Annotated in this window: 14 protein-coding genes; 1 reads left to right on the top strand and 13 read right to left on the bottom strand. The window is 36.9% G+C overall.

Annotated features, from left to right (window positions below; all coding sequences use genetic code 11):
* Nucleotides 1-2 precede the first annotated feature (2 nt).
* The 3 genes from JZO69_RS09175 to JZO69_RS09165 form a co-directional block, all read right to left on the bottom strand.
* Nucleotides 3-599 (bottom strand): EF0163 family protein, encoded by a 597-nt coding sequence (locus JZO69_RS09175; protein ID WP_207112582.1) that lies wholly within the window; start codon nt 597-599, stop codon nt 3-5.
* A 19-nt stretch (nt 600-618) separates the two neighbouring features.
* Nucleotides 619-1644: a glucosaminidase domain-containing protein gene (locus JZO69_RS09170; protein ID WP_207112631.1), complete on the bottom strand. Its 1026-nt coding sequence runs from the start codon at nt 1642-1644 to the stop codon at nt 619-621.
* 62 nt (nt 1645-1706) lie between these two features.
* A complete protein-coding gene (locus JZO69_RS09165) occupies nt 1707-2567 on the bottom strand; it encodes a hypothetical protein (RefSeq protein WP_207112581.1) in 861 nt (286 codons plus the stop codon).
* 59 nt (nt 2568-2626) lie between these two features.
* Between JZO69_RS09165 and JZO69_RS09160 the strand changes: the two genes are divergently transcribed.
* Nucleotides 2627-3256 (top strand): hypothetical protein, encoded by a 630-nt coding sequence (locus JZO69_RS09160; protein WP_207112580.1) that lies wholly within the window; start codon nt 2627-2629, stop codon nt 3254-3256.
* Between the two features lie 281 nt (nt 3257-3537).
* Here the strand turns inward: JZO69_RS09160 and JZO69_RS09155 are convergent, their stop codons facing one another.
* The 10 genes from JZO69_RS09155 to JZO69_RS09110 all read right to left on the bottom strand — a co-directional run bounded on the left by JZO69_RS09155 (nt 3538) and on the right by JZO69_RS09110 (nt 12269).
* Nucleotides 3538-7395, bottom strand: coding sequence for an LPXTG cell wall anchor domain-containing protein (locus JZO69_RS09155; RefSeq protein WP_207112579.1), 3858 nt, complete (start codon nt 7393-7395; stop codon nt 3538-3540).
* Nucleotides 7396-7565: 170 nt separating this feature from the next.
* Nucleotides 7566-8435, bottom strand: a complete 870-nt coding sequence (locus JZO69_RS09150; RefSeq protein ID WP_207112578.1) for a hypothetical protein — start codon at nt 8433-8435, stop codon at nt 7566-7568.
* Between the two features lie 50 nt (nt 8436-8485).
* Nucleotides 8486-9223, bottom strand: coding sequence for a hypothetical protein (locus JZO69_RS09145; RefSeq protein WP_207112577.1), 738 nt, complete (start codon nt 9221-9223; stop codon nt 8486-8488).
* Nucleotides 9224-9380: 157 nt separating this feature from the next.
* Nucleotides 9381-9695 (bottom strand): hypothetical protein, encoded by a 315-nt coding sequence (locus JZO69_RS09140; protein WP_207112576.1) that lies wholly within the window; start codon nt 9693-9695, stop codon nt 9381-9383.
* Complete coding sequence (locus JZO69_RS09135; protein ID WP_207112575.1) at nt 9667-10011, bottom strand: hypothetical protein; 345 nt, start codon at nt 10009-10011, stop codon at nt 9667-9669. The genes JZO69_RS09140 and JZO69_RS09135 overlap by 29 nt, the downstream gene beginning before the upstream one ends.
* A 328-nt stretch (nt 10012-10339) precedes the next feature.
* Nucleotides 10340-10519, bottom strand: coding sequence for a hypothetical protein (locus JZO69_RS09130; RefSeq protein ID WP_207112574.1), 180 nt, complete (start codon nt 10517-10519; stop codon nt 10340-10342).
* The gene (locus JZO69_RS09125) at nt 10509-10763 is read right to left on the bottom strand and encodes a hypothetical protein (RefSeq protein ID WP_207112573.1); all 255 of its coding nucleotides are present in this window, start codon (nt 10761-10763) and stop codon (nt 10509-10511) included. The genes JZO69_RS09130 and JZO69_RS09125 overlap by 11 nt, the downstream gene beginning before the upstream one ends.
* A 27-nt stretch (nt 10764-10790) precedes the next feature.
* Nucleotides 10791-11189 (bottom strand): hypothetical protein, encoded by a 399-nt coding sequence (locus JZO69_RS09120; RefSeq protein ID WP_207112572.1) that lies wholly within the window; start codon nt 11187-11189, stop codon nt 10791-10793.
* Complete coding sequence (locus JZO69_RS09115; RefSeq protein ID WP_207112571.1) at nt 11170-11505, bottom strand: hypothetical protein; 336 nt, start codon at nt 11503-11505, stop codon at nt 11170-11172. The genes JZO69_RS09120 and JZO69_RS09115 overlap by 20 nt, the downstream gene beginning before the upstream one ends.
* On the bottom strand, nt 11502-12269 hold the full coding sequence (locus tag JZO69_RS09110) for a replication initiation and membrane attachment family protein (RefSeq protein WP_207112570.1): 768 nt from the start codon (nt 12267-12269) through the stop codon (nt 11502-11504). Before JZO69_RS09110 ends, JZO69_RS09115 begins: the two co-directional genes overlap by 4 nt.
* Nucleotides 12270-12845: the final 576 nt, after the last annotated feature.

Genomic DNA, 12845 nt, shown 5'->3' with positions numbered 1-12845 from the left:
TCCTAGTAAGCTTGTTTCACATAATGAACCGTCAATTTACTTATTTTTAGTGCAGCATTCTCTTCCTGAAGAGAAACAGTAAGAAGGATCCCCTGCTCACCAGCTGACGATCGTTCTTTTCCAACAATGATATAGGACTGGTTTTTATCAGATTCAAACGGTCTATAAATCTGAATAACTTCTCCTTGTGCCGTAAAATCAGCATTTACTTTGACTGTCATACCGTTTTCTTTGGCACATTCTTCAGTTAAAAAGCCTTTAACTGCTCCGTTTCTTTCGTCAATACTCTTGTAATTTACAAACTTTTCACCAAATTCTTTTAAAAACGTCTGAATTTCTAAATCATTCATAGAAAGTTCTTCAGCTGACGATTCCGTTTCTTCTTGTTTCTCTGTTGATTCCTCAGTGGAAGCCTCGGCACTGCTTTCTTTTGTTTTTGATTCTGTACTATTGTTTTCCTTAACAGTGGAACTTTCAATCAAATGTACTTCTTCACTAGAATTGACTGCCTTATCTTTCCCTTTCTTTGAGGTACTGCAAGCTGTTAGTGTCATTCCTGCTAAAAGTATGAAGCACAGGAACAAACTTGTTTTAGACATATTCGTCATTCTCCTTACATTATTTTTTTACTTTCCGTACGATACTAGTGATCGGTGCTGATTGCATGGAACGATTGTGTTTTGTTACAAATTCCCCAGCACTATTTTGTTCATAAGTAGAAAAACTCCCACCGGATCCTACTGCATAAATCACGCCCGTATGACCATATTGTGTTATAGCAATTCCACCAGCTCCCCAGTTGATCACGTCCCCGGTTTTTAATTGTTCAAAAGTCGGATTGAAAATAACTTTCCAGCCATAATTACTCCAGTCATAATCACTGCCTATTTGACTAGCATAGATTTTACCGGAACCGTCTAGCTCGGGACCACCTTGTGAGCGCACATAGTAAGCAGTTAGCGCATAACATTGACCTGAACCTACTTTAGATCCTAGAACACTCTCCAAAACAGCAATCTTACCATTTCCAATAATTGGATCTAGCCCTGGAAGCTCTAACCAACGAGAAATTGCAACTTGATCATATTGTTCAGATAATCGATTACTCTGAATAATCGCCAAGCAGTTGGTATAATATGGACTAGTTTCAGTGATTCCAGCAGCAGCATAACCACCACGACCTAGAATAAGTAGACATTCTCCTGGGCTTTTATTTCCCACACATGCGTTGAAATTAGACTGCTTAGCCACCATGTACCCATAATAATTAAAGGCTGTCTTTGCGTCCGGAAAACGCATATACCAGCCGCCCTCACTGCCGCCAATCCCCCGGGCTGTCCCTTTTGGAAAAGGACACCCTTCAAACCAGGTGATACCCAAAAAATTGTTATCTGCTGTTGCACTATGTGAACGTCCCCACTCGCTCTCATAGGCGAATTGTGAAAGAATCACACTAGGTAATAAGCGATATTTGATCGCTGTAGCTACAGCGAGTTGAGCCGTTTCATCTGAAAAATTTCCTGTTCCTTTAATATCCGGAACAGCTGGAAGATCCGGTGTAAACTCTCCAGTAAAAGCGATTGAATCACCGGAAGGTTGAGCAAGCTCTTCTTCCTGTATACCAAAAACTAAAGCAATACTCATAATCAGGATCAGAAGCGGCGCTACAGTAAACAATAAACTAGCGATCAGCCATTTCTTCACGACTAGATCCCTTCCATTTCCTGTGTATATAGTACAATTTGATTCGTTAATTCTTGAATTTCTTCTACATTTTCAAGCGGTTTGAGCTGAAGCATAGAAAGCTTTTCTTGACTTGCCTTTACCAATGCCTGCAGCTGATCCATTACAAGAATATCTTGTGTAAGTGCTGAACTGATCAGACCTTGATTGACTGTTTTAGCCTTTTGAAGCTGGTCTGTACGTAAATAACAATAGCCTGCTGCAATCAATTCATTTCTTCCGCTCAATATTGCTGTATAGCCTTCATACAATCGAATAGCTTCAGGATAGTTTTCAGTATCTAAAGCAGTTTCAAATCGCTGCATAATCTCCTGGTTCAAGGGTTGAACAATGGAACGCTGCATTGGAACAACTATTTGTTGATCATTTGATGCTTCCACAATAACCTCAGCTTGTTTTTTAGACTGTCGTTTGAAAAATTTAGCTAAAATAGATTTTTTGTTTTTTTTATTTTTAGGAACGGGCTGCGTTTGTTCTAATGGTGCTTGAATCTGAAGAGGTCTTTCAGCTCTTCTAATTTTCTTCCCGAATCCTTCTTCTAACCAGGGGACAATGACCTCTTGCTCTTCTTCTGAAAAAGTGGGTAATTCTTTTATTATCGATCCTAACAAGGAAAAGTTAGGTTCAGGAAATTTGTAGCTGAATTGTACGACGTCCACATCGTCCTCATTTAACAACGAATAAGTAAACGTCATTTCAGATTGTTCTTCCACTGCATAGCTGTTTTCTTTTTCTAGTAAAGCTTCTGCTTGGCTAAGTGGCAGCGGCTCTTTTAACGGAACACGCATATTACTTGTTTTCTCAAATTGAAACTGTATGGCCATTTTTTCACGCCTCTCTGTATAATAATGTGATAAACTGATAGAAAAAAAGGAGTTTTCTCATGAACACTGCTATTACTACGATTCAACACTTGACCACAAAATCAGTCATATTGCTGGAAACTTTAAAAATTCTTTTTATTGCGTCACTCTTTTTTCCTGAAGGAACACACGCTCTTTTCTCGATTGCTATTGATTTACTCCCTAAAGACTTTAATCAAGCATTCACTATTGATCGAATGATTACAGTCCTAGTTTTATTTTCTGCAACTGCTGCAGCTATTCTTTTCATTCAGTTAACTGGAATTTCTTTTGATATTATAGATAGCAGTATGACAAAACCAAAGCCTACAGAAGACGACTATACATTGTTAGACAAAGTAAGCTCTGGCTTCATGTCAATCGTATTAGCGATGGTCTATTTGCTGTTGATTTACAAGCAATCATTTTCTACCAAATTAATTATTTCCTCTAATCTCAGTTTAAATGTTGTTACTATAGTTATTCTGATGCTTTCGTCTTTTTTAATCTTTCCATTTCTTCTACATTTTTTTAGTTTTGCATCAATACTTTGGAATGCTATTAATAAGTCTTACGTCGGCGTCTCTATCAAGAAATTTCTATTAAAAGCAGCAACACTGGGTAGTGTTGTATGGTTGTTTATTCAACTATTACAAACAATTATTGACTAAAAACCAAGAAAGCTATAACGGAAAATAAAATAGTGTAACCGACTAAAAACCAGCCTGTATCACTTTTTTCTTTCTCCGTCATGGCTCTTTTATAGCGGTCTGTTATATATATCCACTTTAAGAAAAAGTAACTGAGAAAACTGAATGCACTTGTAATATATAGCCTGAATGCTACCTCTAATAAGGACACAGTCTTTGTTTCCCCCCTTTGCCTCCCAATTCAATTAGGAGGCATTTTTTGCATACAAAAAAAGGAATCTCAACTAGAAAATTCCTTTTGATTATTCGTCAATATAGTAATTGTTTGGTGTTTGTGGTTCTTCAGCTGCAGGTATTTCTTTACGCTTTCTTTGATAGATATAAACGGCTGCAGCAATAAATACTAGTACAAGCCCTGCCATCATAGGATATTTGCTGATTAATTCACCAGTAGACGGTAAATAAGTTGTCGGATCTGTTGGATTAAATGGTGCCGGATCTTTAGGTGCTGGTTTTTCTGGTACTGGTACTTTATTCACTCGTTTCTCTGTAATCTGTTTACCTTCAATCCCTTCAGTATCAGCATATTCTTGACTAGCTGTATTGATAATATCCTTACCTACTGCAACATCAGCTTTAACCGTCATAGGTGCGTCAATCTTATAGCGTTGTCCTAGCGGAATTTTTTCAGTATCAACGATTGATACCTCTTCCCCTTTTGAATTTTTCGCCTTTTTAAAGACATTAGCTGATATTGTAAGTGTGCTTTCACTATCTTCAATCTTAAAGTTGCTTGTTACGTCCTCACCTTTAGCGTTCCAAATTTTGACGTTTTTAGTATCTAAAGTCAAAGAAGCCGTATCATATTTATCAACCATGCGCAAATACGTTAGCTTGCTTGTCTCGTCAAATGGTGTAGTATCTAACCAAAGTTGATAATAAAGCACTTGTCCTGGCTTAACGTCAGCTGTGTTGATATTTTCTTTTTCATTGTTTCCTGTCTTGTCAGCATACGGATCCTTATTAGAATCAGCGTAACGATCATTCATTTCATTATCGTCGTCTAACAATTTTTCACCTGTCAGATCATAACCTGGAACCGATAAGTCAAATTTATGCGGTTGTGGTGTAGGAGTTTTTGTGTGTACTTCATTTGATTTTTCAGTGTGATCATTCGTAATTTCATCAAATGTATTCACCACTTTGTCAGAAGCTGCAAATCGATTAAAACTAGCGTAAATGTAAACTCCGACTTGTTTATCTTTGTTAGCATTTAGTAGATCTAAGAGTTCCTGTTGAGTTGTAAAAATCAAGTGACCGTCTTTCTCTTCGGCTTTAAAAAACTCTGAAGGTAACTTATCACCTTTCTTGTATTTATCAAAATCAACAGAAGCATAAACTGTATAGGATCCATTGTATTTGTCATGTGTTTCATCAAAATCATCGTCATAGATCCATTGATTAATTGTTTCTCTTCCTGGTTCTTTGATCGCTGGTTTTAATACATAATAAAAGTCTGAAGCCAACGCTACGTCTTTTCCGTTGATTGATTCGCCACCGTCAGTTTTCGCAACGTCTTTCGTTGGTTTCCCTGGCTCTTCCGGTACTTTTGGAATGGGTGGGTTGTCATTCAATCGAATGGTTGAAAGGCTAATTGTCGGAACCTCGCTTGTAACTTCGCCTACAGTTCCCTCACTATTTGGATTTTCTTCTGAAGAACTATCACGTAAGCTGAATGTTCTTGATGAAAACGGATCTTTAAAATCGGCATGACGGCTCGCACTGATTGTTACCTGATCCTTTTCAAAATCCGTTGTCATATGAATATAAATCGGCTTAACGTCTTCATAGCCTGGTATACCTTTGGTTTCTTCAAGGATCCAATCACCATAAATCAACTCTCCTGTAGCAAAGCCATCATCTCCGGTAACTGGGTTAACGCCCGTTTTAAAGAGAACCAGCTCTGCTGTTGTTCCTTCTAAAGGCGTTGCGGTGAACTCAATAAAATTGAATCCAGAGCCGCCCTGGTTATCAGGAAGAGTTAAGCTTTTATCAAGCGTAATTTTTGCTTTAATTCCTTGCTCTTCAGATCGAGAATCTTTCGTAACAATAGTTGCGGTTTTGTCGTCTACTTTTTTGATTTCAAACGTATGCTTTGTTGGATCTACTGTATATCCTTCTCCAGAATCGACCTCTAACCAAAAATATTTTCCAGCTGCAAGGTTACCAACACCAACCTTCAACGTTTCATCGTCAACGTCTAGCACCACGGAATCGCCAAATTTAAATAGTTTTCCGCCGATCAATGCTTCTGTAACCTTTTCACCAGTCAATAATTTAGGTGCTGGGGTGTCTGTCCATTTTACTGAATCGCCATTTTTATGTGGACTGGATCCCGTAGAATCATCAGCATAAAAAAGCTGATATTTAGCGTCTTTCATTACAGCTTTACCATTTTGTTCTAGCTCTGTTTCTGTATCAACCTTCTGCAGCGTATTTTCGCCTTTAACTTCTTGGTTCGTTCCTGCAGCTTCTCCAAAGACAACCTCAGTCTTGTTATCCTTGTATGAAAGAGTGACTTCTGTTTTCTTAAATGTGTTTACAAACCCTTCAGAAGCTTCAGTTTCTTCAATTGTATACACACCTAAAGGTAAATTTTTAGCAACAGCTGTACCCGTTTTATCTGTTGTCACAGTATACGTTTTACCATCAGTTTTAGAAATCAATGTAAATTTGTTTCCGGCTAAAGTATAGTTACTATTCCAAACGTCTTTTCCTGATTCAACCCCTGTTTTCTTGATCGTGATTTCACCAGTAACAGCCGTATTTTTCAATTCAATGGTTGTTGTTTGCCCAGCTTCCACTTTTACAGTCTGATCCGGACGAATGGTTTGACCACTGCTTGCCCAATTATAGGATTTTTCTTTTAAAACATAGTCGCCTAAAGGTAAATATTTACTCTTTCCTTTTCCGTTCTTGTCTAATTTGATTGTATCTACAACTTTTCCTTGCTTGTTAAGTACGTCAAATTCTAGCTTGTCAAATGAGTAAAGATCGTTCCAATGATTTTTTCCATACTGAATTGTTGACTTATCGATTTCTAAATAACCGCCAACTTTCCAACTAGGAAGTACACCAAAGATTCCTGTTATAATATCTAAGTGATTGTTTAAACCATCTGTATATTTGTAGCCAACTGTATTAGTATTCCACTTTTTGAACACTAAATATGAATTAGGTGATAATTGTGTTGTATCATTGTTAATGGCTCCACCGGGGGCTGAGACCATTCCATTTCCACTAATAGATAGTTTAGTATCAGGAGATACTATATAACCCAAGGCACCCTCACCGTCCATCGTGGCACGCTGTGACGCATCAATATCACTCATTTTAATTGGCATTAAAGTGTCATTTGGCAAAGGTTTTCCCGTATTGGAATCAATCAACATTACTTTATAGTTGATATTGTCTAAGAACATTAAAGACGATCCATCTGAAGAACCACCACCTTCAACGCCTCCACCTTCGCCTTGTCCGCCACCTTCTGTTCCACCCTGAGATAAAGTACCCCAGCCTAGAGTTAATACCCCACTTTGATTTTTAGCCACTAATAAGGCTTCATCAAACGCTGTCAAAGGGGAGTTTGCAGAACCGAAGCCTTCAGCTCCTTCAAGCTTTACTTCCATTGATAATGGAACTTCTTTACCTGTACTACTTTGAATCGCTATACCAACATTTTGAATATAAGCAGATTGTCCAACTTTCAAATTAATCCCTTTATCAGTAGGTAAATATCCATCACCACCGAATATCGTTGTTGGTGCACTTCCAAAGGAAGACAAGTCTTTTCCATTATATAAAACCGTATCTGATCCCCAAGTTACTTGTTTAATAATGTAGCTTGGTGTACCAATATCTTCAAAAAGACTTTGGGTTAATTCCTGAAACCAGAGATCGTCCATATCATTTGTAGGTGCTTTCAGAACTGGTGCATTGTTAATTTTACCTATCTCAGTTACACCACTAGGAAGTGTTAATGCTTCAGCTTCCTGCAATTTTGGTACTAATGGAATCACTGCAGCTAAGCCTAAAACAATCAATATACCTAACGAGGATAGCCTTTGTTTCCACTTTCTTTTCCATTCATTTTTATGCATAAAATGTTCTCTCCTATAATTTTTTGGCTATTTTAAATTCTAATTTTTAAGAAGGCGAACGTATACTGTGCATTTGAGCAACTCCTTTACAAACAAAAAAAGCAATCAGTTTGTATGAATAAACTGATTGCTTCTGTCATCTATTATATTTGGGGAAGACTAATTTACATCTATTTGTTAAACCATGGGCTATTTGGATCTTTTGTTGGATCTGTTTGTTCTCTTGCTGATTCGTCTAATTGATCTTGGGTCATACCTCCTGAACCTGCTCCACCTCCGCCACCATTGGAAGGTTGACTAGGCTGTGCTGGTTGTGACGGTGCTGCTGGGGCTTGGTTTTGTGGTTCTTGGTAGTCATTAGGATAATAGCTGCCTCCTCCAGTTCCAGGATCCGCTGTACCACCTGAACCAGCATATGCTCCTTCTGCAGCTGGTGCTGCTGTTTCAGTATTTACAGCTGTTTGGGCTGCTGCTGACGCTTGTTGAGCCTGGGCTGCTTCTTTAGCTGCAGCATCAGCTTTGGCTTTCTCTTCCGCTGCTTTCTTTTCCTGATCTGCTTTTGCTTTCTGATCAGAAATAGACTTTTTAATCTTACCTAATCGTTCCTGGTGAGCTTTTTTATCTTTTTCTAAGTAGTCGTCTTTTTCTCCATCGATGGCTGTTTGAGCTGCTTTCACATCATCGTCTTTCTTGCTTTTTTCAGCTGTATCAATTAGTTTAGTTGTTTCCTTAATCTGAGAAAGAAACGCTTTTAGTTTTGCAAGTTCAAGTTTAAACTCCTTTTGGTCCTTTTCTTTTAACTTGTCAATCGCTTCTTGAGCTTTGGTGATATTTTCATCTTTTCGTGTCTCAAACGCCTTATCTATAGCAGATTTAGCGTCTTTCTTTAATTGTTCATAGGCGGCTTTAGATTCTTTCTTTTTCTCAGCTGCTTGCTGCGCATAAACCTGATTATTGTGAATAACCATACCTGTTCCCCCGCCAATAGCAAGAACCCCGATAATACTTGCTGCAATAATTGTTTTCTTTGTTAGTTTCATGATTTCCTCCTGAAATAATATTCTATATAATACTAAAATAATAATTTTATCTATAAATCGTTTATCTTCTTCACTAAATCTGCATATACTGGTAAATATTTTGTCACAACTTTTCCGGCTTCAGCTTCTTCCTTTTCACCTAAGGGTATAGAATCTTTTAAGAAAGTAAACTCTGTCGTATCTTTTAATAACGTATAGTCTTTGTCAAAAACTAATCCTCCTATAACAGAAGTCTCTTGATCAGACCCAGTTGGTTTGTTCATAACATACATGACCATAAATAACTGTTTATTTTGTAAAAAATCCGTAATTAAATGAAACGTGGTTGAATATAACAGAGAATCACTTTCATCGGTTATAGGAAATGCTGGAGCAACAGTTAAGGTGATTTCTGAAGATGAATTTTTCTTTTGTTTAGCTAATAATTTTTCAAAATCATGGTCAACCTCTGTATAAAAGATAATATCTTTTTCATTTGAGGCATAAAAGCTTTTGTTTCCTACAGGAAAGCCTTGATAAAATTCTAATTTCAACTTGGGAATATCTCTAACAGTTAATCGATCTGTTAGGTTGGGAATGTCTAAAGTTTCTTCTGAAAAACCGAAATCCAATGCTAATGGTTGATAGTAACTTTGTTCATTTTTCAAATTATTTTGCTTATTCTGAGTTATTGTAAAACTCCATACCTGATAACACAAACCTAGCACAGTCAAACATGAACCTATTATCGCTACTACTACACCGATTGTCAGCGAACTATTTTTTGCCATAAACTCTATAAACTCCATTTCTTTACCTCCATTTTATCATTTATTATTAAGTTTGACTATTCCTTTTAGAAAACTATATCGAACATATGCCTATGTATATCCCTCTGTTACGTTATTATCTTTATCACCCAAACATAGATATACAAAATCGTGTGTATAATTCTTACACACGTTTCTAAGATCCTGATTGAATCAGCGATCTATAGAAATCTTCATCTGTTAACTCCTTTTCAACTAATTCATAATTTTCTATCAGCTCTTGATCATCAAACCCTAAGCCGGAAAACTCGCTATTTGGAAAACGCATTTTATGAGTTTTTTTTGTCTCTTCAAATTCCAAAATAATCTGATTTAATGTCGCAGAATCTTTGAATGACATAGCGTCTAACAGCTTAGTTGTTGTTCCTGCATCAAAATCATCTGAATGTTCATACGTCCACGGGAAATAAGCTCCTGTTTCTTTATGTTGAAATACTTTTATTTTCTTCATTAACTTTCCCTCGTTTCTTTTTTCCTTCAGCAATAAGTTTCCACAATTTACGCAACAAAGGTTCTCTCTTTTTGTTTAACCATTCATAATAAATCGTTGGATCTGTTATCAATTGAAGACTACAAACTTCCTTTTCAAACTTCTGCAGCCAAAACAACTCTTCTCTTAGTTCATTATAGGGTACGATAAATAGATTTTTACCTACCTCAACTGTTCCATGTATTAGTAAAAAATCTTCAAGAGACCTTTTCCTAATTTCCAAACCATTTGAAATTACTGGAACTTTTCTGTAACCACCTCTAATTATATTTTTCATTATTCATTCACTCCCATAAATAAGTTTCCTCTTCTTTTGTTTACTGATTTTTCTGTTTATTTTTACAGTCAAAGTTTTGATTGTAAGGTTTATAGCAACCGGAACCTCAAACTCTCCTTATCTTTTGGGTCTGTCCGACCACGGATAAATGTTTCAAAACTGCTGAAACAAGTGATAAGGTGCACGCAGCAGACGCTTTATCAGCGTAATTTACCTTTCCCCCTTTAGTAGCTGCACTGATAGAAAAAGGTTGTTGACTAAACAATTTAATTTTCAAGGATCAAACTTACTGAAAATCAGCAAGCAAAAAAAGAGGAATATTCTACAATTATTTTTCTAGCTCTTTCATGCATTCCTGGTATTCACGATCTGTAATTTCATTTCGTTTGAGTAATACCTGCAGCTTTAATTCTTGTGTATAGCCATGTTTGCTGATATGATCTTGTAGCTTTCTAGCCTCTCGTATCTTCCGCTGTTTCTTCTTGATTTTACTTTTTTTACGTCCCATTGCTTCCACCTGCCCCATCATTTTTAGAAATATCAGTGCTGCTTTCTTCACTTTCTATCGATAAATAAAGTAACATGCCTATACCAGCGACACATATAACTGTTAAAATAATCAAAACAGGTAACGATAGGCTATTAAGATATACTAGTTTTTCTAAAGGTTTACCTAGATAGAGAAGCAGACTTGTAATCACACCATTAAGCCAATCAAGAAAACCTATTAAGTAAGTTAAAATAGTATGCATTCTGTTCACTCCTTTTACTATGATTTTTTAAATCTTTAAGCCAATGTTCCATGAATAACTGTAAGGTTCATCACATAACTTATCTACAAGAAACAATACGTAATGATCTAGTTTATACAGTAATGTTCCTTTAAATCCACAATTCAAAAAATATCTATATAAATTTGTCTCAACTTCCCTTATTTTTTTATTCGATAACTTAAAATCATCATATTCTATACAAGCTAATTCAAATAAATCACGATACGAAATTTCAACTACTCCATGCTCTATATTTTCTTCTTTCTTAGCTTGATTCAAAATGAAATCATTGATCTTATTGATATTCTCGTCAAACAACTTATTGATCAACTCATTTTCTTTGTCATATTTGGCTTTTCTATACTCGCTAACATTCAACTCAACATCAGTTTTTAACTTGTTCATGTTGCCCTCCTGCTTTACAGACTTTTTGTACCTTTCTAAAATAACCTTTACCAGTAGAAAGCAAGGCGCTTCCTGCTGTTTTTCGTTCAGCAATCTTTATGCCGTGGCGATCAAAGACGTACTTCACCTGATCATAAACAACGTATAACGGTTCGTGGGTTGTTCGCTTATTCTTAGTTTTTTTGCCGTTCGTATCTATTTGTTTCCTGTATGAAACTAAATGGTTTACGACAATTCCTTGTTCACCTGTATAAAGCCGGACTTTTTTTCCGTATTTTTGAATATCCCTAATTGATACGGGCAATCCTTTTGTCACACCTTTTCCCTCCATTCTTGAAATGCTGTAACCATTTCTCCTAAAGTTGTTCCAATCTCAACAGTTTCTTTATACTGGATCCACCGGATCACTTCTTCACGATTTGTTTCTATGTCCATAAATTTCAATGTTTGGATCTCAAATTCCAGCATTTCCTCTTCAGTTAATTTTCGTTCTTCAGCTGACCAATCCGGCATTACTTCTTTTCGGATTATCTTTCGATTTCCCTTCGTACTAATTTTTCTTTCATGCTCCTTCAGCTGAGAAAATGCTTGTTCTGCGGTCATAATCTTTTTTTGTTCCCAGTCTCTTGTAGTAGTAAAAAATGTCTTGCCGCTGTGTAAATAATGTCTATTACGAACTAGCAAAATGTAATAGATTAAAACGTTGATTACTGGCTTCTGAAGTTTTGTTTCTTGTAATCGTTGCTGTAGAAAATGATCTTCTTCTGAATTTCCTGAAATCCCCTTTAGTCGCTGAACCTCTTTTAACCAATCACTACAATTTAATTCCTCACATCGCTGTAAGTAATGAATTTCTTCAGCTGAAAGTCCTATCTCTTGTATGCGTCGTTCTTTTTCTTTTAATTGTTTATCAGTTGATTCAGAAAGTTTCTGATCTATCAGACGTACTACGCTTTCAACTGTTTCAAATGTACAATGACATTTTTCACATCGATAACAGCGAATGATCTCATTTTTTAGCGTATTATTCATTTTGTACGTTGAGCAGCTGCTAGAATGACAAGCAACACATTCCATCATTTTCTCACTCCTTCTCTTAATTCATGGACGGAGGGACACAGTCCCCCGCCACCCCCGGTTACACAATATCTTATTTTTAACTGTTTATTTCGTTCAGCTATCGTTCGGCACAATCGTCAAAAATCATGTTCTGGTGGAAGGAAAGGGCGAGCTTGCTCGTGCATTTTACCCTTTCTTTCCTCCAGGTTATGATTTAGATTGTAGTAGCCGAATGATTGCTGAACAAAACTGTTGACAAGATCCCTGAGCTCCTATATTTCGGTAGCAGGAATGTTTGGCTGGGGTTTTAGGGGCAAAGCCCCTATCTCTAATTGTGCGCAGCACACCTTTTTCTTTAGATCAGTGGGCTTGCCCACTCCTTTTTAGCCGCCGGAACGGTGGGCAGGGCTCGCCCTACGCAAGTTGCAAAAAAATCAAACAAGCTGAGCTTGCAGGTTCTAACTTCCGTTTTACTTCTCTCACCCTAACCCTTGAGAAAACCTCATAGAGGCAGCTTTGCGAATACTTTCTTAAAAGGGTGTATTGTTCTCCACTCAACCCCACAAAGCGAACAGAAGCACGCACAGGGCTTCCACC

It is taken from the genome of Candidatus Enterococcus ikei (genome assembly GCF_017316105.1).
Classification (GTDB): Bacteria; Bacillota; Bacilli; order Lactobacillales; family Enterococcaceae; genus Enterococcus_L; species Enterococcus_L ikei.
The sequence above is the reverse complement of the archived record's forward strand: the minus strand, read 5'-3'. Positions and strand labels throughout refer to the sequence as shown.

Bases quoted from the DNA above. Each gene is read 5' to 3' on its own strand.
- JZO69_RS09175 (WP_207112582.1), bottom strand. From the start codon at position 599: ATGTCTAAAACAAGTTTGTTCCTGTGCTTCATACTTTTAGCAGGAATG.
- JZO69_RS09155 (WP_207112579.1), bottom strand. From the start codon at position 7,395: ATGCATAAAAATGAATGGAAAAGAAAGTGGAAACAAAGGCTATCCTCG.
- JZO69_RS09160 (WP_207112580.1), top strand. From the start codon at position 2,627: ATGAACACTGCTATTACTACGATTCAACACTTGACCACAAAATCAGTC.
- JZO69_RS09125 (WP_207112573.1), bottom strand. From the start codon at position 10,763: ATGCATACTATTTTAACTTACTTAATAGGTTTTCTTGATTGGCTTAAT.
- JZO69_RS09145 (WP_207112577.1), bottom strand. From the start codon at position 9,223: ATGGAGTTTATAGAGTTTATGGCAAAAAATAGTTCGCTGACAATCGGT.
- JZO69_RS09120 (WP_207112572.1), bottom strand. From the start codon at position 11,189: ATGAACAAGTTAAAAACTGATGTTGAGTTGAATGTTAGCGAGTATAGA.
- JZO69_RS09150 (WP_207112578.1), bottom strand. From the start codon at position 8,435: ATGAAACTAACAAAGAAAACAATTATTGCAGCAAGTATTATCGGGGTT.
- JZO69_RS09170 (WP_207112631.1), bottom strand. From the start codon at position 1,644: ATGAGTATTGCTTTAGTTTTTGGTATACAGGAAGAAGAGCTTGCTCAA.
- JZO69_RS09130 (WP_207112574.1), bottom strand. From the start codon at position 10,519: ATGGGACGTAAAAAAAGTAAAATCAAGAAGAAACAGCGGAAGATACGA.
- JZO69_RS09165 (WP_207112581.1), bottom strand. From the start codon at position 2,567: ATGGCCATACAGTTTCAATTTGAGAAAACAAGTAATATGCGTGTTCCG.
- JZO69_RS09140 (WP_207112576.1), bottom strand. From the start codon at position 9,695: ATGAAGAAAATAAAAGTATTTCAACATAAAGAAACAGGAGCTTATTTC.
- JZO69_RS09135 (WP_207112575.1), bottom strand. From the start codon at position 10,011: ATGAAAAATATAATTAGAGGTGGTTACAGAAAAGTTCCAGTAATTTCA.
- JZO69_RS09110 (WP_207112570.1), bottom strand. From the start codon at position 12,269: ATGATGGAATGTGTTGCTTGTCATTCTAGCAGCTGCTCAACGTACAAA.